The organism is [Scytonema hofmanni] UTEX 2349 (assembly GCF_000582685.1).
Classification (GTDB): domain Bacteria; phylum Cyanobacteriota; class Cyanobacteriia; order Cyanobacteriales; family Nostocaceae; genus Hassallia; species Hassallia hofmanni.
In genome coordinates, this window is sequence record NZ_KK073768.1 from 3,181,315 (window position 1) to 3,201,185 (window position 19,871).

Annotated in this window: 24 protein-coding genes; 9 read left to right on the forward strand and 15 right to left on the reverse strand. The window is 40.4% G+C overall.

Annotated elements, in window-relative coordinates; translation table 11 throughout:
- Nucleotides 1–6 precede the first annotated feature (6 nt).
- Nucleotides 7–927: an Npun_R2821/Npun_R2822 family protein gene (locus tag TOL9009_RS0119210; protein ID WP_029634225.1), complete on the forward strand. Its 921-nt coding sequence runs from the start codon at nucleotides 7–9 to the stop codon at nucleotides 925–927.
- 93 nt (nucleotides 928–1,020) lie between these two features.
- Here TOL9009_RS0119210 and TOL9009_RS0119215 read toward each other — a convergent pair whose 3' ends face one another.
- The 4 genes from TOL9009_RS0119215 to TOL9009_RS0119230 all read right to left on the reverse strand — a co-directional run bounded on the left by TOL9009_RS0119215 (nucleotide 1,021) and on the right by TOL9009_RS0119230 (nucleotide 5,849).
- Complete coding sequence (locus TOL9009_RS0119215) at nucleotides 1,021–1,395, reverse strand: hypothetical protein (protein WP_029634226.1); 375 nt, start codon at nucleotides 1,393–1,395, stop codon at nucleotides 1,021–1,023.
- A 111-nt stretch (nucleotides 1,396–1,506) separates the two neighbouring features.
- Entirely contained in the window at nucleotides 1,507–3,216 is a 1,710-nt protein-coding gene (locus TOL9009_RS0119220) for an ABC1 kinase family protein (RefSeq protein ID WP_029634227.1), read from the reverse strand.
- A gap of 731 nt (nucleotides 3,217–3,947) precedes the next feature.
- On the reverse strand, nucleotides 3,948–4,418 hold the full coding sequence (locus TOL9009_RS0119225) for a CHASE3 domain-containing protein (RefSeq protein ID WP_029634228.1): 471 nt from the start codon (nucleotides 4,416–4,418) through the stop codon (nucleotides 3,948–3,950).
- A gap of 129 nt (nucleotides 4,419–4,547) precedes the next feature.
- Complete coding sequence (locus tag TOL9009_RS0119230; RefSeq protein ID WP_038296444.1) at nucleotides 4,548–5,849, reverse strand: AAA-like domain-containing protein; 1,302 nt, start codon at nucleotides 5,847–5,849, stop codon at nucleotides 4,548–4,550.
- A gap of 276 nt (nucleotides 5,850–6,125) precedes the next feature.
- Between TOL9009_RS0119230 and TOL9009_RS44575 the strand changes: the two genes are divergently transcribed.
- On the forward strand, nucleotides 6,126–10,235 hold the full coding sequence (locus TOL9009_RS44575; RefSeq protein WP_084763252.1) for a WD40 domain-containing protein: 4,110 nt from the start codon (nucleotides 6,126–6,128) through the stop codon (nucleotides 10,233–10,235).
- Between the two features lie 93 nt (nucleotides 10,236–10,328).
- Here TOL9009_RS44575 and TOL9009_RS49480 read toward each other — a convergent pair whose 3' ends face one another.
- On the reverse strand, nucleotides 10,329–10,463 hold the full coding sequence (locus TOL9009_RS49480; RefSeq protein ID WP_260675919.1) for a hypothetical protein: 135 nt from the start codon (nucleotides 10,461–10,463) through the stop codon (nucleotides 10,329–10,331).
- A 62-nt stretch (nucleotides 10,464–10,525) separates the two neighbouring features.
- Here TOL9009_RS49480 and TOL9009_RS39735 point away from each other — a divergent pair, with 62 nt between their 5' ends.
- A complete protein-coding gene (locus TOL9009_RS39735) occupies nucleotides 10,526–10,762 on the forward strand; it encodes a type II toxin-antitoxin system Phd/YefM family antitoxin (RefSeq protein WP_038296446.1) in 237 nt (78 codons plus the stop codon).
- Nucleotides 10,759–11,193, forward strand: coding sequence for a type II toxin-antitoxin system VapC family toxin (locus tag TOL9009_RS0119245; protein ID WP_038296447.1), 435 nt, complete (start codon nucleotides 10,759–10,761; stop codon nucleotides 11,191–11,193). The genes TOL9009_RS39735 and TOL9009_RS0119245 overlap by 4 nt, the downstream gene beginning before the upstream one ends.
- A gap of 397 nt (nucleotides 11,194–11,590) precedes the next feature.
- Here the strand turns inward: TOL9009_RS0119245 and TOL9009_RS0119250 are convergent, their stop codons facing one another.
- The 7 genes from TOL9009_RS0119250 to TOL9009_RS0119270 form a co-directional block, all read right to left on the reverse strand.
- Entirely contained in the window at nucleotides 11,591–11,932 is a 342-nt protein-coding gene (locus TOL9009_RS0119250) for a type II toxin-antitoxin system PemK/MazF family toxin (RefSeq protein ID WP_029634231.1), read from the reverse strand.
- Nucleotides 11,919–12,128, reverse strand: a complete 210-nt coding sequence (locus TOL9009_RS0119255; RefSeq protein WP_029634232.1) for a hypothetical protein — start codon at nucleotides 12,126–12,128, stop codon at nucleotides 11,919–11,921. Before TOL9009_RS0119255 ends, TOL9009_RS0119250 begins: the two co-directional genes overlap by 14 nt.
- Before the next feature lie 132 nt (nucleotides 12,129–12,260).
- Nucleotides 12,261–12,527 carry a BrnA antitoxin family protein gene (locus TOL9009_RS0119260; RefSeq protein WP_029634233.1) on the reverse strand — a complete coding sequence of 89 codons (267 nt, stop codon included), beginning with the start codon at nucleotides 12,525–12,527 and terminating at the stop codon, nucleotides 12,261–12,263.
- Nucleotides 12,511–12,687: a BrnT family toxin gene (locus TOL9009_RS49485; protein WP_260675979.1), complete on the reverse strand. Its 177-nt coding sequence runs from the start codon at nucleotides 12,685–12,687 to the stop codon at nucleotides 12,511–12,513. The genes TOL9009_RS0119260 and TOL9009_RS49485 overlap by 17 nt, the downstream gene beginning before the upstream one ends.
- 236 nt (nucleotides 12,688–12,923) lie before the next feature.
- The gene (locus tag TOL9009_RS45855) at nucleotides 12,924–13,136 is read right to left on the reverse strand and encodes a hypothetical protein (RefSeq protein ID WP_144238277.1); all 213 of its coding nucleotides are present in this window, start codon (nucleotides 13,134–13,136) and stop codon (nucleotides 12,924–12,926) included.
- Nucleotides 13,137–13,156: 20 nt separating this feature from the next.
- The gene (locus tag TOL9009_RS0119265; protein WP_029634234.1) at nucleotides 13,157–13,555 is read right to left on the reverse strand and encodes a type II toxin-antitoxin system VapC family toxin; all 399 of its coding nucleotides are present in this window, start codon (nucleotides 13,553–13,555) and stop codon (nucleotides 13,157–13,159) included.
- A 3-nt stretch (nucleotides 13,556–13,558) separates the two neighbouring features.
- On the reverse strand, nucleotides 13,559–13,795 hold the full coding sequence (locus TOL9009_RS0119270) for a hypothetical protein (protein WP_029634235.1): 237 nt from the start codon (nucleotides 13,793–13,795) through the stop codon (nucleotides 13,559–13,561).
- Nucleotides 13,796–13,900: 105 nt separating this feature from the next.
- On the opposite strand from TOL9009_RS0119270, the gene TOL9009_RS47470 reads away from it, so the two are divergent.
- The 4 genes from TOL9009_RS47470 (at nucleotide 13,901) to TOL9009_RS39745 (ending at nucleotide 18,824) form a co-directional block, all read left to right on the forward strand.
- Nucleotides 13,901–14,038: a hypothetical protein gene (locus tag TOL9009_RS47470; RefSeq protein WP_186227598.1), complete on the forward strand. Its 138-nt coding sequence runs from the start codon at nucleotides 13,901–13,903 to the stop codon at nucleotides 14,036–14,038.
- A gap of 564 nt (nucleotides 14,039–14,602) precedes the next feature.
- Nucleotides 14,603–15,478: a fimbrial biogenesis chaperone gene (locus TOL9009_RS0119275; protein WP_186227599.1), complete on the forward strand. Its 876-nt coding sequence runs from the start codon at nucleotides 14,603–14,605 to the stop codon at nucleotides 15,476–15,478.
- Between the two features lie 200 nt (nucleotides 15,479–15,678).
- Nucleotides 15,679–18,615, forward strand: a complete 2,937-nt coding sequence (locus TOL9009_RS39740) for a carboxypeptidase-like regulatory domain-containing protein (RefSeq protein WP_144238278.1) — start codon at nucleotides 15,679–15,681, stop codon at nucleotides 18,613–18,615.
- Nucleotides 18,616–18,635: 20 nt separating this feature from the next.
- Nucleotides 18,636–18,824, forward strand: a complete 189-nt coding sequence (locus TOL9009_RS39745; RefSeq protein WP_038296449.1) for a DUF1902 domain-containing protein — start codon at nucleotides 18,636–18,638, stop codon at nucleotides 18,822–18,824.
- A gap of 31 nt (nucleotides 18,825–18,855) precedes the next feature.
- On the opposite strand, the gene TOL9009_RS45860 is transcribed toward TOL9009_RS39745, so the two are convergent.
- Both TOL9009_RS45860 and TOL9009_RS0119290 read right to left on the reverse strand, forming a co-directional pair.
- A complete protein-coding gene (locus tag TOL9009_RS45860) occupies nucleotides 18,856–18,945 on the reverse strand; it encodes an element excision factor XisI family protein (protein WP_199341456.1) in 90 nt (29 codons plus the stop codon).
- A complete protein-coding gene (locus TOL9009_RS0119290; RefSeq protein WP_029634237.1) occupies nucleotides 18,939–19,169 on the reverse strand; it encodes a helix-turn-helix domain-containing protein in 231 nt (76 codons plus the stop codon). Before TOL9009_RS0119290 ends, TOL9009_RS45860 begins: the two co-directional genes overlap by 7 nt.
- Nucleotides 19,170–19,229: 60 nt before the next feature.
- Between TOL9009_RS0119290 and TOL9009_RS0119295 the strand changes: the two genes are divergently transcribed.
- Nucleotides 19,230–19,409 carry a hypothetical protein gene (locus TOL9009_RS0119295; RefSeq protein ID WP_029634238.1) on the forward strand — a complete coding sequence of 60 codons (180 nt, stop codon included), beginning with the start codon at nucleotides 19,230–19,232 and terminating at the stop codon, nucleotides 19,407–19,409.
- A gap of 47 nt (nucleotides 19,410–19,456) precedes the next feature.
- Here the strand turns inward: TOL9009_RS0119295 and TOL9009_RS39750 are convergent, their stop codons facing one another.
- On the reverse strand, nucleotides 19,457–19,810 hold the full coding sequence (locus tag TOL9009_RS39750) for a XisH family protein (protein ID WP_038297324.1): 354 nt from the start codon (nucleotides 19,808–19,810) through the stop codon (nucleotides 19,457–19,459).
- Between the last annotated feature and the right edge of the window lie 61 nt (nucleotides 19,811–19,871).

Genomic DNA, 19,871 nt, shown 5'->3' on the forward strand with positions numbered 1-19,871 from the left:
TAAGAAATGAATCGCGGAATTTATATTGTTGCCAACGATCGCGTGATGGATAATGCGATCGCTTTAATTAACAGTATCCGATTTTATGACCAGGATACGCCAATTGTGATGATTCCATACAATGAAAACTATCAAGCGATCGCAGAAGTTATTAGCAATTTTCCCCAAGTAAATATTTATGAAGACTTGGAATTTATTCAGAAGTTTTCTGAGCAAGCTAATCAAATCTGTGGTCAAGATTTATTTGAACGACCGAATTTGCTTCGCAAGCTAATTTGCTGGTTTGGAATTTTCGAGGAATTTCTGTATATTGATACAGATATCATTGTTTTTGAGAAAATAATTGATAATCTCAAATATCTTACAGAATATGATTTTGTCTGTTATGATTATCAACATTTAAGTGGCATTTATGAAGTTTTTAAACAACCAATAATAGAAAATAAAATTTTCTCATCTTATGAGGTAAAAGGTGTTTTTAATAGCGGTTTTTGGGCTTCCAAAAAGCATGTTTTTTCCGAAGAAGATGTTTGGAAAGGGCTAAAGAAAGTGGCAGATAATCCTGAATATTTTGATTTATCAACTGTCGATCAACCTATTCTCAACTATCTCGTCTTAAAGCATGTTCCGCGCCGATTTAATATAGTCAATAGACCTGGTAAAGCACCTGGAAATTGGGCAGGTAGCCCTCATTTTCAAGCTCAAGGGCATATACTTATAGACTCTAAGTTGAATCAACCTCTACACTTTCTTCACTGGGCAGGAATGCGGATTGAACCTGGTTGCCCTTATTGGGAAATTTGGGAGTATTATCGCAATCTCAATCCATCATTGCCACCACCAATTTTCCCCGTTAAGGTCAAAAAAAGTTCTTGGCAGCAAACTTTAAGTCAAATTAAAACTCTATTCCGCTTTCGGAAAAAGTAAGTTTTTGTGAAAAGCTAGAACCCCGACTTATTAAAGAAGTGGGGGTTCTGGATGCTGCGAATAAGTAAAAATTTTTAACTTGTCAGGCATCATTTAAGGCATAGAATCTAAGTCTAGAGATGCCGTTCCTTGACGTTCTATAAAAGCTAGCATACTTCCTAACTGCAACCAAACTAGCACACTTGTTAAAAGAGAAACTGTTACACCAATTATATAAGCAAGGAATGGTGGAAAACCGAATATCTGAAAACCTGATGTCAGAAATAAACAAACACCACCAGCGATTCCGATAAATGGGACAAATAATTTTTTGATCCAAAAACGAGAACCTAAACTTTCTGCATTCTTTAATTGTATTTTTTGCATAATTAACGTTAGCGTTCCAGATAAAGCTGCACCAGAGGTTAATGCAATAAATAAGCCAACAGCTAACAGAAAATATGGCGGATGTAGAGGGTAATAATACATTAAAACTCCTGATTTATATCGTAATTGGGAATAGGGAATTGGGCAATGGGCATTGCTAATTTGAACACCCGCTTGTCCCCCTTGTCTCCCTTGTCCCGACAGCCTATGTTGTTACTGTTTTTTTCCAAAAGAAACAAGGGATGTAGCAGTTGGTAAAATAGCCGCTGCACTTTCTCTAGAGAATTCTGTCAAAATGCCGATCGCTACATTCAACAAACGATTCGGCTTTAAGTCATCTTTCACCAGATTCCACAGCCGTTGAACTTCTTCGGTGTGAAGACGGTCATCCTCAGTCAAAGCAAGCAGCAACTGTCTTTGGATAAACTTGCCTTCATCAGACAGCAAATATTGTAAACCTAATTGTGCTGTTGGTAATAAATCAAAGTTGTTATCAGTGCGAGCGATCGCAATTAAATTCTCTAACCGCTGCCACTGGAATTTACCATCTTTAAACAACACATTCAATAACCGTCGCTGCAATCCTGGAGAATCTCCTGTTAGCAATCTTCGTGCTACATAAGGATAAGCTACCTCGACTATTTTAAAATTAGGATTCAGGCTTAAAGCAATACCTTCTTGCGTCACCAAAGAACGAATAATTAAGGCAAACTTCGCAGGAACGCGGAAAGGATATTCATACATCAATTCCGAAAATTCATCGGTAATTGTTTTGAAATTAAAATCCTTGACATTTTTGCCAATTGCGTTTCCTAGCACCGCTTCTAATGCTGGCACAATCGGAGCAATATTCGTTTCTGGTGTGAGAAAACCTAAATTTACTAAGTCTTCAGCGAACTCGCTATAGTCTTTGTTGACTACATGCACCAACGCATCCACAAGAGTTTCTTTGGTGGTTTCCTCTAGCTGATCCATCATGCCAAAGTCAATATAAGCCATACGACCATCATGCATGGCAAATAAGTTACCCGGATGGGGATCTGCATGAAAGAAACCATGTTCTAACAACTGTTGCAAACCTGAGGTGACACCAATTTGGATAATCGCTTCTGGGTCTAAACCGACACCGCGAATGTTTTTCGTGTCTGTCAGTTTGAAGCCGTTAATCCATTCCAAAGTTAACACGCGAGTGTTGGTATAACTCCAATAAATAGCTGGTATTTTTACTTGGGGATGGTTGCGGAAGTTACTCGCAAATTTTTCCGCGTTACGACCTTCATTGATATAGTCGATTTCTTCAAATAACTTTGTGCCAAACTCGTCCACAATCAAACTTAAATCGTGACCGAGATTGAGGGGCAACCAAGGACTCAGCCAACCTGCTGCCCAGCGCATTAGATAAAGGTCAAGTGTAATCACCGGACGTAAGTTTGGTCGTTGCACTTTTACGGCTACTTCTTCGCCGCTGTAGAGACGACCACGGTATACTTGACCTAAACTAGCCGCAGCGACTGGAGTTGGTGACAATTCGCTATAAATTTCTGCAACGCTTGCGTTCAGTTGAGTTTCGATAATCTGATAAGCGATCGCATTATCAAAAGGTGGCAACTGGTCTTGTAGCTTTACCAGCTCGTTTAAGAAATCTTTACGTATTAAGTCCGGTCGCGTCGAGAGAGCTTGACCTACTTTAATAAAAGTTGGACCCAGACGTGTTAATATTTCTCGCAACTGAATGGCTCGTTTGAACTTGTTTTGTTCAACTTCCCCACGCCATTCATCCCACTTTAAACCGAGAATAAATCCCGCAAAAAACCAAACTATCTTTATTGCCCGCGCGATCGCCAGCCAGGGACGCAAGCTGTAGTAGCGAGCGATCGCGTTTGGATTATAGCTCGTTAACTGAGCAGGTTGATACTGACCCACGCCGACCTTTGCCTCTTAAACCAATAATTTTACTGTTTTGTTTGCTTGTCTTTTTTAACCACAAGTTGGTTGCAAAGACAATATATCTGTAGTTTTTATCTACAACTATCTAAAACAATTAAACTTTTAACATTTCCGGGTAACTTTCTAGGTAATATTAACCAAGGGAGGTTGCCCGTCTTTTTTTATCTTTATTCTTAATTATACTTTATAAAAGTACAAATACTTCTTTCATAAAGCTTAAGACGAAGCGCAATGTAAACTTATGTAAAGGTTAGGCAAGCTGGTAAAATATGTAATAGCTATATTTGCCCTGAGAGGAGCGCCCAGGCGATGAAAGCCCTAACCATTACCAACATCTCTAAATCCTCGTTTATCAGCCGCAAGGGACTGGGACTTAAGTCGCAGTCTCAAAGCTAAAGTCGGATAAATCCGACTCAAATTATTTAATAGTCCGTTTCAACGGACTTGTGCTATTAGCCGATACTACTTTAGTCTGAGGCAGGACAAAACATTTAGAGGAATTCAGCTTCTTTAAGAATGTTGGTAATGACAAGCTGGGGCTATACAAACAGAGCTTACCTGCGTGGGCTAAATTAGGCGCATCTTCATACAGAAATGGTATTAAACCTAGATTCAAAGGCTTGGCGATAAATCAAAGGTGCAAAGTGACAAAATTGTAAATAAAGTTTGTCTCTTTGCCCCCTTTGTTTATACAATGGCAGTTGGTTTTATTTACCAAATACACCGATACCGTAGTAACAAGCCTGGGTATTACAACTAGCCATATCAACTTTGACTTGATAGGTTCCACTACGAGAAGGATTTATGGTGATGGCAGGAATATCATCATCTCCCAAATCGGAAGCGATGCGGTTTCCCCGGCTATCGTAGAGAGAAATATCTAAATCTCGACAATCGCGATCGCACACTCCAACCATGCCGTATGATGTACCTGCGCTCAGATTTACTGTGATATAATTTGAACGACCGTGATCAAGTGCATCGATCATAGGTTCGTGGGTTAAACTATAGCCACGTAAACCAGAAGCGATCGCCTTTTCGATTAACTGGTTGCGAACTTCATAAATATATTCGCGATTATCAGCGCGAACTGGGGTAGCTGCAACGAGAAGAGAAGCAGAAATAGCAGTAATTGCAGCGACGGTTCCGAATAAAGCCTGAACTTTTTTGTCTAACATTGAATTGCCTGTTGAACTCGACAATTCCATAATCTAAAAGTGCTACTTGAGTTCATCCCTGAGACATTGTTGACTTTATTCCGATTTATCTTCGATTTTTAATTGTTGATTTTATGAATGATTTTTGCATTAAAAATTACGAAAATATTCTCGATATAATTCACAACTGGGTATTACCCCATCGTTTGTGATTTTTACTAATCCCATTGCTTGTAATTTAAATTTAATTTCAGCGATTAACTGTACAGGATGGCTGACTTTTGCAACTTCTCGCATTGCTGCTAATAATTCAGGTTGTTTGCTCAGAGCAGACACGAGACGACTCAGGTGGTTGTAGTAAATACCCGATTCAGTTGCTGCTGTTTGGAGGAATTTTGCTAAAGTTACATCTTGACGGGCAATATGATACAAAGCAAGACGAACTAAAAACGGGTGTCCTCCAATCATAGATATTAGTTGGGTTACATCATCGCTGCTCCAATTTAATTCATGTAATTGAGCTAAATTTAGTACCTGCTCTAAACTAAATTCTGGTAAATCGACGGGAAAACCTGCATTAAAGGGAGAACGGTTGATATCCAGTGGGACGTAAATTTCGGTGGAGTGGACGAGTACCAAACGCAATTTTTGCCAAATACTTGTTCGTCTGGCTTCTTCGTGTAAATATCTGAGCAAGCCGAAAAAATCACCATAAATATCGGGATATGCAAATAATCTATCGACTTCATCCAAACCCAAAGTCAAGGGTTGATAAATTTCTGGCAAGATGTACTCTTCAAAATAAGTTTCGCATCGCATATTGCAGCTAATATCATCTTCCCAATATTCATTTAACCGATTTTCCAACTTTAACTTGTGGCTAATAGTTACACAAAACCAACGCAGAAATTTATCTAAGTTAGTAAAACATTGCGTGTCTGCTTGTTTCAAGCTAATTTTAACAGTGCGATCGCCTTGTTTTTCTGCTTGATCAAGAACTCGAATCAGCAATGAAGTTTTACCCATTTGTTCGGGTGCTTTGATCCGAATTAACGCACCAGGTTTGCTAATTTGTTTATAGCAATCCTGTTCTTTGGGGGGACGATGGATGTAAAAGGGAGAATCTAATGCAACACTGCCTTCTGGATATTCTATGCTAACAGATGGGGTTTGCATTGCCTGAGGTTGAGGATTTGCCTGGGGAGAATTTTCTGGTTCAATATTATCTGAACTATCTATTTCTCTATCGAAAATCTCTTGCCAATCTAACCCCAATTTCTCACAAATATCTTGAAAATTCTTAATGAATATATTTTTACCGCCAAAGAAATTAGTAACTGTAGATGGAGCTAAACCCACCGCAAGGGCTAATTCGTTTTGGCTGGGGTAGCCATTTCGTGTCAGTGCAGCTTTAACTTTTTTGCTGTATTTCTGATTTACCCTAATTCCCATAGTCGTGCTGATAAAACTTATACAATGAGTTTAAAGGATTTTTTCCAGGAAATGAAGCCCCAAAAAAGTCAAAGCGAAGTCGGATAAAACTCGAATCAAAGTCGAATGAATCTCAGGATTCTCCAGAGTAAAGTCTTATGGTATAAGCTTATCGTCCTACGTTTTCTGATTTATTTTTAAACTTTATACGAATAAAAAAACCAGAGAATAGGAATACAAGAAAATAATTTACAGTGCCGATTTACCATTATCACTTATGCCATTGGAGACTAAGCAATGACTGGAAACTATGAATACCAAGTTGGAGCAAGTCTTCCAGCAGATGCTCCCAGTTATGTAGTCAGAAAAGCCGACTCGGACTTTTATAATGCTTTGAAAGCTGGAAAGTATTGTTATGTTTTTAACTCACGGCAAATGGGTAAATCGAGCTTGAAAGCTCGGACTATGCAACGATTTATAGATGAGGGAGTCGCTTGTAGTAGTATCGATATTTCCGGGCAAGGTAGCAAAGATAACGTTACCCAGGAGCAATGGTATACGGGTATTGTTTCTAGAATTGTTAAGGATTTGAAAATTGCCAATCACGTAGAATTTCGCCGTACTTGGTGGCGCGATCGCAATGATATTTCATCTATGCAAAAGTTAGATGAATTCATAGAAGATGTGCTTTTGGCATCTATCCCAGGAAAGATTATTATTTTTATTGATGAAATTGACAGCACTCTGAGTTTAAGTTTTGGTCGTGAGGATTTTTTTGCTCTGATTAGAAGTTGCTATAATAGGCGATCGGAAAATCCAGCTTATAAACGGCTGACTTTTGCTTTATTAGGAGTAGCAACTCCTAGTGATTTGATTGCTGACAAAACCCGTACACCATTTAATATTGGGGAACCAATTCAACTAGATGGATTTAAAATTCACGAAGTTGGAGCATTAGTGAAGGGTTTAGAAGAAAAAGTGGAAAATCCCCAGGCTGTGATGACTGAAGTTTTAGCTTGGACAGGGGGACAACCATTTTTAACCCAGAGAGTTTGTGAATTGTTGAGAAACTGGGATTGGCAAGAAAATATAGATTCTCAATCAATAATTGAAAGGATTATTAAAAGTAAAATTATTGAGAATTGGGAAACACAAGATAAACAGGAGCATTTAAAGACAATTCGAGATAGGATGCTGACTAACGAACAAATTGCCGTGGCTTTGTTGGGGTTGTATCAGCAAATTTTGCAACAGGATGAGATTGCTGTCGATAGTAGTGCAGAGCAAATGAGGTTGCGTTTGACTGGGTTGGTGGTGGAACAGCAGGGAAATTTGAGGGTTTATAACAAGGTTTATAGGAATGTTTTTGATTTAAGTTGGGTAGAGAATGAATTAGGTAAATTACGTTTTTATGCTGATGATTTAAAGGCTTGGGAAAATAGTAAATTTCAAAATAATTCGTATTTGTTGCGGGGGGAAGATTTACAGAATGCTCGTGTTTGGGCTGATAAAAATAGTTTGAGCGATGCTGATTATCGGTTTTTATCTGCGAGTGTGGAAGCTGAGTTAAATCAGAAAGTTGCGGAAGCGGAAAAAAGACAAAATCAGGCTTTGAAGGAAGAGAGGACAGCGAATCAGCGTTTAACGGAGGTGGAAAGAAAAACAAATCAACGGATTCGTATTGGTTTGATTGTGCTTGCTGTCTCTATTATTGGGGCTGTTGCGGCGTTGATTTTTGCAAATTGGGCTAATCAGGAACGGGTGACAGCGCAGCAAGATGCTGAAGTTACGATTAATCAAGCAGAAGATAAAGTTAAAAAAGCAGAAGATAAAGAAAAGATTGCAAATACTAATTTTAACAATATTGATAAACAATTAAAGCAAAAAAATCAGGAAGTCAACCAGAGAACCCAAGAAGTTGAACAGCTAAAACAGAGGGAAGAGTCTTTGAAGGAAGCAGCTAAACAAGCACAGGGAGACAAACAACAAGCAAAACAGGAAGTGGAATTACTTGAACAACAGCGTCGAGAAGCAGAAAAGGCACGGCAAATTGCTTTAAATAAACTAGAAACAATCAAGAAACAACAGCAAGCAGCGTTACGAGACAAGCAAATAGCCCAGCAACAAAGGCAAATTGCTGTTCAACAATCACAACAGGCAAAACGGCAGCAGCAAGAAGCTAAACAACAGGCACAAAAAGCCCAAAAGCAGCGAAAAGACGCAGAAAAACAACGCCAAAATGCTCTGACAGCTACACGATTGGAACAAGTGGGAGTTAGAAACTTGCGTCAGTTCTATGTAGGAGGACAAATTGAGAATTTGGTAGAAATAATGCGGGCTGGAAGAGAGTTGAAAGGTTTGGTGAAAAGTAAACAATCTTTGGCTGATTATCCGGCTTACAGTCCATTGTTTAGTTTACAGGAGATGTTGTTAAACATCCACGAACGCAATCAGTTACAAGGGCATGAATCTTTGGTCAACAGCGTTGCCTTTAGTCCCGATGGCAAAACTTTAGCTTCTGCAAGCAATGACAACACCATCAAGTTGTGGGATCTGACCACAGGCAAAAAAATTTATACTTTCACCGGGCATAAAGATTGGGTCACAAGCGTCGCCTTTAGTCCCGATGGCAAAACCTTAGCTTCTGCGAGTTCAGACAACACCATCAAATTGTGGAATCTGACCACAGGTAAAGAAATTTTCACTTTCAGACGTCATCAAAATTCGGTCAACAGCGTCGCTTTTAGTCCAGATGGCAAAACCTTAGCTTCAACAAGTTATGGCAACACCATCAAGTTGTGGAATATAACTACAGGCAAAGAAATTTCTACTTTCACTGGACATGAATATGCGGTCAACAGCGTCGCTGTTAGTCCTGATGCCAAAACCTTAGCTTCTGCAAGCACTGACAACACCATCAAGTTGTGGAATATAACTACAGGCAAAGAAATTTCTACTTTCATCACTGGGGATCAAGGTGGGGTCCACAGTGTCACTTTTAGTCCTAATGGCAAAACCTTAGCTTCCACAAGTTATGACAACACCATCAAGTTGTGGGATGTGACCACAGGCAAAAAAATTTCTACTTTCACTGGGCATCAATATGCGGTATCAAGCGTCGCTTTTAGTCCAGATGGCAAAACTTTAGCTTCCGCAGGTTTTGACAACACCATCAAGTTGTGGAATTTGACCACAGGCAAAGAAATTACCACTTTCACTGGGCATAAATATCCGGTCAACGGCGTCGCTTTTAGTCCTGATGGCAAAACTTTAGCTTCCGCAAGTGGTGATAACAGTTTAACTTCCGCAAGTGTTGATAACGCCATCAAATTGTGGAATCTGCCCACAGGCAAAGAAATTTCCACTTTCACCGGGCTTCAATATGGTGTATCGAGCGTCGCTTTCCCTATGATGCAGATAATGCAGATAATGCAGATATTCACCGGGCATGAATCTTCGGTCAACAGTGTTGCTTTTAGTCCTGACGGCAAAATCTTAGCTTCCGCAAATAGTGACAACACCATCAAATTGTGGCATATGACTACAGGCAAAGAAATTGCCACTTTCACTGGGCATCAATATGCGGTATCAAGCGTCGCTTTTAGTCCTGACGGCAAAACCTTAGCTTCCGCAAGTGGTGACAGCACTATCAAATTCTGGAATCTGAACACAGGCAAAGAAATTTCTACTTTCACTGGGCATCAATCTGGGGTTTTAAGCGTCGCTTTTAGTCCAGATGGCAAAACCTTAGCTTCTGCAAGTTATGACAACACCATCAAGTTGTGGAATTTGACCACAGGCAAGGAAATTTATACTTTCACTGGGCATAAAGATTCGGTCCACAGTGTCGCTTTTAGCCCAGATGGCAAAACCTTAGCTTCCGCAAGTAGTGACAGCATTATCAAGTTGTGGAATCTGACTACAGGCAAGGAAATTTATACTTTCACCGGGCATCAATCTTGGGTCAACAGCGTCGCTTTTAGTCCAGATGGCAAAACCTTAGCTTCTGCAAGTTGGGACAAAACTATCAAGTTATGGAATCTGACTACAGGTAAGGAAATTTATACTTTCACCGGGCATCAATATCCGGTCAAGAGCGTCGCTTTTAGTCCTGATGGAACCCTAGCTTCCCTAAGTTGGGACGGTACTATCAAGTTGTGGAATGTCGCCACAGGTAAAGAAATTGCCTCCCTGAGTGGGCATGAATCTTTGCTCAACAACGTTGTGTTTGGTCCCGATGGCAAAACCTTAGCTTCTGCAAGTGATGACAACACCATCAAATTGTGGAGTTTAGATTTAGATGATTTACTAACGCAAGGTTGCAACTATCTCAAAGATTATCTCGCTTCCCGCGATCAGTTGCGTCAGGAAATTTGTCCGAATCAATCAGGGAAGGCGAAAGGTTAAAGCAGAGTGCGATGGCGTTTGTTATTTTGGGGAAGTGCGATCGCATTTAGGTTGTTTTAGGATTAGTGCGATCCCGTTTATTAGGTTTTGGGATTAGTGCGATCGCATTTGTGATGTTAGGAAAGTGCGATCGCGTTTATGTGTAGTGAAGGGATAGCGATCGCATTTGTGATGTTGTAGAAGTGCGATCGCGTTTTGGTGATATTGGGGAAGTGCGATCGCGCTCATTGACAAGTTGAGATAGGATTGAAAAATAGATATATAGACTGTGAGCGCGATCGCCTAATATTATGCAACAAGTAGATATTACAGACACATCCGTTACCATAAATCAACTGGTTAACCAAGTTAAAAATGGCGAAGAAATGGTGATTATTAGTCATGGTAAACCCATCGCTCGGTTGTCATCAATCTCACATATTCCTCAACCTTTAACATCTCGTCACAAACTAAGAGCGACCCAATCTCAGACACTAACCAGTAATGTAGAAATGATCCAAAGTTTACGCCAAGAGGCAAGATATTGATCTATCTAGACACAAGCTTTCTTGCACCTTTTTACATCCAAGAAGCAACCAGTACATCAGTTGAGACAATCCTCCTTAATATACCTACTAATAAATTAGCCATTAGCGATTGGACAACCGTCGAGTTTACCAGTCTTGTGTCCCGTCGCGTTCGTATGAATGAGTTGAATCTAGAACAAATGGAAGCAGTAATACACTCATTTAAAGAAGATGCATCTCAATCTTACACAGTTTTTACGGTGACAACTGCTGATTTTATTCTCGCAGCTGAATTTATCCAGCAATGGGAAACCGGATTGAGAGCAGGAGACGCTTTACATTTAGCAATCGCTCGCAACCACAGCATAGAAAATCTTCTCTCACTCGATCGTAGACTTATTGATGCTGCTAGACAATTAAACATTCCCTCAGATTCTTGTGGACTTCTTTAAGATTGAAGCACAAATTATCATTGCGTTTCGGGTTTGTGGGAAAGTGCGAAGTTTGCCCGACGTGAGTCGTTCGCATTTATGATGTTGGGGAAGTGCGATACTCCGCAGGAGTGGTCTTCGACCATCGCATTTGTGATGTTGGGATTAGTGCGATACTCCTTCGGAGTCACTTCGTGAACGCATTTGTAATGTTGGAGAAGTGCGATACTCCTTCGGAGTCACTTCGTGAACGCATTTGTGATGTTGGGGAAGTGCGATACTCCTTCGGAGTCACTTCGTGAACGCATTTATGATGTTGTAGAAGTGCGATACTCCTTCGGAGTCACTTCGTGAACGCTTTTGTGATGTTTGAGGAGTGCGATCGCCTTTTGTAATGTTGGGATTAGTGCGATCGCATCTAGCCGCCCAAAATAATCTGTAAAAGATTATGTAACGCTTGAGCGTCAACTTCCTGGAGTTCTCCTAACTTCTTAATTACCAGCATCTTATCAATGGTAGTTAAAACTGGTTTGATAATAGAAGGTTTTAACAAACCTGCTGCTTTCCACTCAGTAATTGTCATTTCAGCAAAAGAAGTTACGGGATTAGCAATACTTGTGACAGCTATTAATATTAAATCCGAACGCTGACGTTGATAATCGGTAGAACTGACAACAACAGATGGACGTTTTTTAGTAGTTGTTTGGTCGGTGAAGGGAAAGGGTACTAAGATAACATCCCCGAATTTATAATTTGTCATATTCTGCGTCGTCGGGGTTGTCCCAAATTTTTTGCAGAACTGGTTCAGAAAGCTTTGTTGCAGCTAAAGTCAAATTATATTCCTCATTTTTCTGGGATAAAGAATCAATGAATCTTTCAACTAATACCACTTGCTCCGGAACTAGCTGACGGATTTTACCGATTAATCTTTGTTGTGGTATGTTATCAGTCTGCATTATTTACACCACCTTTGCTTACTTATTATGCCTTTATAATAGCTGATCGCACTTTTTACTACACGATGAGTTTATGCGTTAGCAAAGCTGAACGAAGTTCTAGCTTGCGCGACGTAAGTCGTTCGTTCAGTTTTAGCCTATTTTCTCCAATAGTGCTTCATTGATAACCGTTTGATAGCCTACCCCTCGTTTTTCTGCTTCTTCTTTTGCCCAGGCTATGATTTTAGGATGAAATCTGATAGAAATCGGTTCATACTTTTCTTCTTCATCCTTAGCAGGTCGTCCACGCTTCCTTAGTGTAATTCCAAACTGATCTGCGATCGCATCTCTGAATTTTTGGTTTTCCTCTGATGTAACTCGTCTTGCTCTGTCAAAAGGAAACTCAGATTCCTGACTCATATTGTTGACACTCCCTTTTTGTCGCTTTTCTTGGACTAATTATCCTTATTCGCTCACCTCGCATGGTAAAAACAACCACAACAATTGAGCCATCTTCCGCTTCACCAATTGCCCATTCCCTTTCTTCTCCCTGAGAATGGCTAGAGTCCTCCGTAAATATGAGATAGGGGTCGGCAAAAAACTGTTACAGCTTCCTCAAATTGAATGCCATGTTTCCAAAAATTCGACTCAGCTTTATTCTCGTCCCACTCAAAGCGCATTTATAGTATATACCAAAAATATTTGCCTTTGTTATCCTACACCGACTTGGACTTTGGGATGGAGTGCGTAGAAGCGATCGCATTTGTAATGTTGTAAAAGTGCGATAAGCTCCGCTTAAGCCTTCGGCTATCGCATTTATGATGTTGGGGAAGTGCGATCGCATTTGCGATGTTGGGGAAGTGCGATCGCATTTGTGATGTTGGGATTAGTGCGATAAGCTCCGCTTAAGCCTTCGGCTATCGCATTTGTTATTTTGGGGAAGTGCGATCGCATGTTGGTTGTTAGAGAGTTTATGCGATCGCATTTGTGGTGTTGGGGAAGTGCGATCGCGATCCGAATGAATCGCATAAATTTGAACTTTAGATTTATTACCAAGCGATCCGAACCAAACCAGACTCAACTATATTTTTGTCACACGACAATAACTGTACTGCCTCACCTTTGTTCGCTAAAAATATTACAGTTGCGACAATTTGGCGATCGTGCATTTCATTGATTGCGGATAAATTGATAGTTATTTCAATCACATCTCGATCCAAAGGATAAATTATCACACGAGAATCTGCTTCGACTGCTGCGAGCAAATCTTGAGCAGAAGAAATAGATGTTTTCCCTTTTTCAACAATCCAAACAGCTTCAGCTAAGGTCGTCGCAGGGATAACTAATCTAGAATCCGGATGGGAAAGAATGGTTTTGGCATTTGCACCCAAACGTGGGTTTCCTTCTAAAAACCAGATAAGAGCATGGGTATCGACAACATATTTCATGGGTTATTTTGACCAGTCCAAGTAATCTTCCCTATCTCCATAAAATTCAGCTATACCAAAATCCTCTTCCGTCGATTGATTCTTCCCTGAAAACATTCCAAATGTCATTATTTGTGAGTGCTGCAAAGAATTTCTTGACTCTAAAAAAGTTACAATGACCCGACCTTCTAATACATCTGATGGTAGTTCGATAAGTTCAACCTTACCATCTTTATAAATTCCTTCAATCGATTGCAACATAAAGCTTTACGAGTGATTTATTTACGCTAATTAATTATAAACTAGGACAATAATACATTTGTGCGTGATTGAGAGATTTTTACGCGATCGTGAAAATTACAGTGATTGCGATGTCTGGGTTTGATGGGATATGCGATCGCAGTTATTAGGGTTGATGGGAGTGCGATCACCTTACGGCTACGCATTTGTGATGCAGGGGAAGTGCGATGTCTGACGACAAGCCTTACGGCTACGCATTTATGATGTTAGGGAAGTGCGATAAGCTCCGCTTAAGCCTTGTCCTGTCGGACACGCACTCGCGTTCGGCTATCGCATCCCTAACCCCTCTACGCAGTGTAAGGAGAGGGGTTAGGGTGATGGGATTTATATTGCCGGTAATTTAGCGAATAACTCAAACGTGGGGTGGGGTTTGGTGGAAATAGCGAGTATTTAACTAGGCTTAATATCATCTCAAATAAATACTGTAGATTCTACGGTTATCACTGGCTAAAAATACTGCTAAAACAGAATCACTGTTAACGAAGAATTAGTAATGGAGAAGTTATAAATTAAGAGTTAATATTTCTAAGTCTTAATTAATCACTATTTTATTATTAATTGCCAATTTTTCAAAGGTAATCTACTCATACTAATATCTTGCACCGGGCGATTTTAATCGCAGTTCATCTTCCACACAAACAAAACCTGCTGACCCAGGTTCTGTAAAGCTAGATTTTTTTGAGTCTGCGTAGGCGTACTTCCTTTGTATAGTCACGAATTACATTCGCCAGGGCTTATTAATTTAACTGTTCGGAGAATTAAATTAAAATGTTGTTTTCAACTCAAAAGGTGGGAGTTATTTCCGCACCTGTTAATATTGCTTTGCATTTAAGTTCCTGGGCATTATCTGCGGCTTTACTTTGGGCAGGTGCAAGTCAAGCACAAGTCAGTTTGTCACCATTAAAAATTGAAGTTAAAACTAATCGCGGTCAAGCTCAAGGTGTTATTAATATCACAAATACTAGTAACGAAACCTTTCGCGCTCGCGTCTACGCTGAATCCTTTACATACAATCGAGATTCAGGTTTTCAAAGTTTACCATCTAGTCCTTCCGATTTAAGACCATATTTACAATTTTCGCCGCGTGAACTTGTTGTCCCACCAGGAACAACTAGAAGAGTACGCTTGAATGCTCGTTTAGCTCCCAGTTTGCCGGCTGGTGAATATCGGACAATGATTTTCACTGAACCTTTGAAGCCAAATACTGTCAAGAATGGGAATGGAATTACAACCAACATTATTACTCGTGTTGGTAGCGCTTTCTTTGTCCGTAAAGGTGATGTGCGTCCTAATTTGATGGTGGATAGCGCTAGATGGAATGCAGAAGCAAAGAAGATACAACTATTAGTCCGCAACACTGGTAAAGCATCTGCTTACACATCTATTAAATGGACTCTCAAGCAAGGTGGAACGGTTGTTAAATCTGGAGAATCACCAGATACTGGTATTGTCCCTGATGGCGATCGCAATTTAATTTTAAATCAATCTAAGAAAGATGAATTAGCTCTTTCTCCTGGAACATATCAACTAAGTGGTGAGTTGATGTGGGGTGAAAATAACGACAAAAGTAAAGTACCATTCAAGCTGGATTTGACTGTCCCTGGAGGAAATTCTACCCCATCACCAACTAGAAATAGAAGGTAAAAGTCAGCGTGAAAAATCCCCTGTTTTACCTTTCTGCGTTTGCGATTTGCCTTTTTTTCGCTACTCCAGCTAAGGCTAAGAACCCTACTCCTGACTTATCAGAAGAAACTGTTATAGATCATACCTCACCCCCTAACCCCTCTCCTTATAAAGGAGAGGGGAGTGTTGACGTAAGCCAACGGGGGGGTGAGGTGAAACCTATGAATGCAACTTTAGATCAGACGAAGCCAGATTCACTCTCTTTGGAAGAAAGGTTAAAAAGTTTGCCGATTAGTGAAGCTAGTCGTGCGGATCTGCGGGAGAGGCTGATTGAATATCGGGAAGCGGTTAAATCTCAAAGACCTCTCTCCTACGAGGAGAGAGGCTTTGAGTCTCCCCTTTCCCTACTAGGGAAAGGGGTTGGGGGGTTAGGTCTTCCAGATGAGGTGAAAAGTCAGGATTCAAATTGGCATCAACGACTAAAGCCTACGCGGTCTACAGATAACGTTGCTGCGGATATTAGATCCCCCCAACCCCCCTTGGAAAAGGGGGCTGAAACACTGACACCGGAAGTTAAATCTGAATTGGAAAAAAAGACAAAGCAATTCAGTACATTTCCGGTTGGTTTGAGTGTGGGCAAACGCAATGTCAACCCCAGCGTGATTATCCGGGGACAAGAAGACGGAACGCAAGCAATTAACTTTGAAAATTGGCTGTTACCGTTTGATGATGTAATTCAAGCGTTGAAATTAGACTTAAAGAACTTACCAGATGGTCAATTAGAAGTGCGATCGCCTGGTATAGTAACTCGCATCGATCCAAAAAAAATTCGCAACGATCCAGAGTTAGGCTTAGTATTTTCGATTCAAGATTTAGATACTTTGTTTGGCATCAAAGCGAAATTCAACATCAACGATTACGCAATTGAGCTTGATGTACCTTGGCTAAATCAATCTAGTTCGAGAATTGGGCAAGCGGAACCGCCGATTATATTAGAAGGTATACCACGAATTGCACCGGGTAACTTCAGTTTTGGCGCAATTGAACAAAAACTTAATGCCAGCGGTGCGGAAGGGACAGGAGCGAGTTACAGAGGCGATTTTCTCGCGGTTGGTAGTCTGTTTGGTGGTAGTTGGTTTGTGCGTACAGATCAGCCAAATTTCCAAGACGCATCAAGTTGGAGATTAGCAGAAGCACAATTTTATCGACCAAATAATCAATCTGACTATATATTAGGTTCTCAGCCGACTTTTTGGCGCAGTCAGGGTGCAAGCGATTATTGGGGTTTTACATATATTCAACGACAAGGATTTACCCCACCGCAACTCTTTGGTGGTGGTTTTGTCGATCCGCGTTTGCGGTTGCAAGCTTCGCAAATTGGCAGGACAATTACAGGTACGGCTCAACCGGGTACTTTAGTTAGGTTAGCAGAATCATTTGGCGATCGCGTAATTGGCGAAGTCTTAGTTGACTCTTCCGGAATTTACCGCTTTGAAAACGTCAGAAGCGAAAATCAATACTATGGCAGTAGTTACCGCGTCTTGCTTTACCCAGAAGGACGACTCACCGCTCAACCAGAAATCCGCGAAGCTACTTACTCGATTGTACCAGGACAATTACCCGCAGGTTCTTCGGCGTTGGTTTTTTCTGGTGGTTTGCGACGCGAATTAAATAACAGTCTGTTGGGGAACTTTTCAGATTTTCGTGGTGGAATCGCTCAAAGATGGGGTTTATCAGAAAATCTTACAGTCGGTGTAGGTGGAGTATACGACGATTCCGCCAGAGGTTTAGCAGAATTATTTTATCGTCCGTCAAATTTGCCTTTAGAAATTGCAGTTTCTGCACTCAGCGGTAGTAAATGGGATGTGAACGCAGATATCCGGTTTAATCCGACTCGGAGTTTGAGTGCATCATTTACAAGCGATCGCTTTTCTAATCGTTTTAACATAGATTGGCGCCTTTTTCCTGGTTTGAGCTTATTTGCTACTACCGATAGCCGCGACGCAACAGGTGGTGGTGTACAATTAAACTTTAGTGGCAGAAACGCTTTTACCTTCGCCCGTGTTAGCTTAGATACAGAAAATCGTCTGCGCTGGACTTTGCTCCAACGTCTCGGCAGATTAGAATTAAATCAACGCGGTAACGAAATCGGCACTTTATCGGAATTCAGTTATAATTTCTCTCGAAGCAGCAGCTTTTTGAATTTAGGAAACTCGCTGCTAGTAAGTTATGAAACCCGCAGTCAAAATTTGAGTAATAATTTACTTACTTTAGGTTGGCGATATCGTTCCACGCAACGCGCTAACGATGGTAATTATCGTTGGGAAGCGCAGTTAGGTTATGGGATTGGTTCTCAGGGTAGCGGTGCGATCGCTTCATTATCAACTACAATTTTACCAGGTATTTTGTTGCGGGCGCGTTATCAAGGTGTATCTGTGACTTCCGACCAAGCCAGCTTTAATATAGACTTAGTTTCTAGCGCCGGTTTGCAAAGTGGCATTACACCAGGGGATAGACGTTCTGATTATTTCCGTACCCAAGGCGGTTTATTGATTCAGCCGTTCTTTGATAACAATAATAACGGCAAACGCGATGCGGGTGAAAAATTATATACAGAAAATGCAGATACACTGCTGCTGCTTAACAATAGACTTATCAAATCATTGCAAGCAGATATTCAAAGCGATCGCATTTTGGTACGCTTAAATCCAGGGACTTATCGTTTAGATTTAGATCCCGCAGGTTTCCCCGAAGATTGGCAAGCTACTACTGACGCTTACGCTGTCGATGTTATTGCCGGTTCTTACACACCAGTAATGTTACCATTAACTCGTGCTTACGCCTTTTCGGGAGTTATTACCGATGCTCAAGGTAAACCAATTAATGGTGCAAGGGTAGAAGCAGTTTCTTCATATTCTAAAGTGCGGTTATTTTCCGTCACCAACACCGCCGGAGTTTATTATTTAGAAAGACTGGAACAAGGAACTTACGATTTATTGGTTAACGATAAAGTTGTGAGTGGTATGACATTGAATTTAGATAAGTCTTCCCAAGGTTTTCAAGAACTCAATGTTCAACAGTTAGAAAATCAAGATTTTCGCGCTGTAATTCCCAGTATAAATCAAAGTGGCTTGCCAAATAAAGATAAAGATAAATAAATTCGACAGAACGCTTGACAATGACACAATTTATCTGCCAAGTAGAGGCATTTTGGGATTCAGAAGCTCTAGTCTGGGTTGCAACCAGTGAAGACGTACCAGGGTTAGTAACAGAAGCTGAAACAATAGAGGCTTTAACACAGAAACTGCGAGTAATGATTCCAGAACTGGTCGTTCTTAATAGAATTGTCCCTCCTAAAGTATGTTAAGGCAGAGCTTGGTAACAAGAAAAAAGCGGGATTATCCCACAGCAAATTCAGTGTAATGACGCATCTTTGGAGGGTCAAACCCCAAAACAATGTCTTGCTTAGAGACACCGAGTTCTACCAATTGGTTCGCATACCTTTTTCTTTAATCCAATCAAACTCAGATTTTACGTGATTATTGAAGAATTTTTTAAGTAGAAATTTATTAGGCTTCAATCCATCTCTAACAAAATCATTCCAAGTAGCCAGTCCCCAGTTATAGGTAAAGCGGGCAATGCCTGCATGTTTACTCATAATGATTTTTTGACTTTTACTTAGTTTTAACTTTGTTTTGATGGATAAAAGCATTGATTCGACCTTCAATGTGTGCTAATAATATTAGTATACTAATAAAGTTTACCAAGTGCAATGACTTTTAAGAAGAATCATAAATTAGGCGCATTACCTTTTAATGATGAGCCTTTTGATACGTCGCCTGTGTGTTTTAAAGTAAGAAAAGGCGTTAAAGATAAATTAAAAGCCGTCCCCGACTGGCAAGAACGGTTAAGAGCATTTGTCGATAACCTAATTGAAAGTGCAGCAGAATAGTTGTCAATAATAGTCTACTCTTGTCTATATTATTGCTGGCTTAGGAACTACTCAACAAGTTCGTGAATAAACACAGTTGTAAAAAGGCGATCGTAAATATCGCTGGAAACTGCTAGATATAAGATGCGTTGTGGTTCTTGATTGCGTAAAGCAGCTCGATATGTAATAAATTGTCCCAATGCTCCGTAAAATTCCGAAATCTTGGATGAACCGAGGAAACTTTTGATTTCCACGGCAATTTCTAACCCTTGCTTTTGAGCGGCAATCACTTTTTGGGCACCGAGGTCAATAGCAAGGTCAAATGTACCAGCTTGCAGGGGATATGGGTCATGAGTAATTAACCAGCCATCCTTCTGAAGGGCTGTTTTGACCACATAATGAAAAGCATCTTTGGCGGACACAATTAAGATTTTAACTTTTTTATTTAATTAAGCAGCATAAACAGCTTTACAAGCTGTTCTA

Excerpts from the sequence above, each read along its gene's own strand:
- TOL9009_RS0119260 (WP_029634233.1), bottom strand. The coding sequence starts at position 12,527 with ATGAGTCAGGAATCTGAGTTTCCTTTTGACAGAGCAAGACGAGTTACA.
- TOL9009_RS49480 (WP_260675919.1), bottom strand. The coding sequence starts at position 10,463 with ATGAGCGCGATCGCACTTCCCCAATATCACCAAAACGCGATCGCACTT.
- TOL9009_RS39745 (WP_038296449.1), top strand. The coding sequence starts at position 18,636 with ATGACACAATTTATCTGCCAAGTAGAGGCATTTTGGGATTCAGAAGCT.
- TOL9009_RS39735 (WP_038296446.1), top strand. The coding sequence starts at position 10,526 with ATGCAACAAGTAGATATTACAGACACATCCGTTACCATAAATCAACTG.
- TOL9009_RS0119275 (WP_186227599.1), top strand. The coding sequence starts at position 14,603 with ATGTTGTTTTCAACTCAAAAGGTGGGAGTTATTTCCGCACCTGTTAAT.
- TOL9009_RS0119230 (WP_038296444.1), bottom strand. The coding sequence starts at position 5,849 with ATGGGAATTAGGGTAAATCAGAAATACAGCAAAAAAGTTAAAGCTGCA.
- TOL9009_RS0119215 (WP_029634226.1), bottom strand. The coding sequence starts at position 1,395 with ATGTATTATTACCCTCTACATCCGCCATATTTTCTGTTAGCTGTTGGC.
- TOL9009_RS0119250 (WP_029634231.1), bottom strand. The coding sequence starts at position 11,932 with ATGACAAATTATAAATTCGGGGATGTTATCTTAGTACCCTTTCCCTTC.
- TOL9009_RS0119255 (WP_029634232.1), bottom strand. The coding sequence starts at position 12,128 with ATGCAGACTGATAACATACCACAACAAAGATTAATCGGTAAAATCCGT.
- TOL9009_RS45855 (WP_144238277.1), bottom strand. The coding sequence starts at position 13,136 with ATGCGATTCATTCGGATCGCGATCGCACTTCCCCAACACCACAAATGC.
- TOL9009_RS0119290 (WP_029634237.1), bottom strand. The coding sequence starts at position 19,169 with ATGCTTTTATCCATCAAAACAAAGTTAAAACTAAGTAAAAGTCAAAAA.
- TOL9009_RS0119295 (WP_029634238.1), top strand. The coding sequence starts at position 19,230 with ATGACTTTTAAGAAGAATCATAAATTAGGCGCATTACCTTTTAATGAT.
- TOL9009_RS0119270 (WP_029634235.1), bottom strand. The coding sequence starts at position 13,795 with ATGTTGCAATCGATTGAAGGAATTTATAAAGATGGTAAGGTTGAACTT.
- TOL9009_RS0119225 (WP_029634228.1), bottom strand. The coding sequence starts at position 4,418 with ATGTTAGACAAAAAAGTTCAGGCTTTATTCGGAACCGTCGCTGCAATT.
- TOL9009_RS39740 (WP_144238278.1), top strand. The coding sequence starts at position 15,679 with ATGAATGCAACTTTAGATCAGACGAAGCCAGATTCACTCTCTTTGGAA.
- TOL9009_RS44575 (WP_084763252.1), top strand. The coding sequence starts at position 6,126 with ATGACTGGAAACTATGAATACCAAGTTGGAGCAAGTCTTCCAGCAGAT.
- TOL9009_RS0119265 (WP_029634234.1), bottom strand. The coding sequence starts at position 13,555 with ATGAAATATGTTGTCGATACCCATGCTCTTATCTGGTTTTTAGAAGGA.
- TOL9009_RS0119210 (WP_029634225.1), top strand. The coding sequence starts at position 7 with ATGAATCGCGGAATTTATATTGTTGCCAACGATCGCGTGATGGATAAT.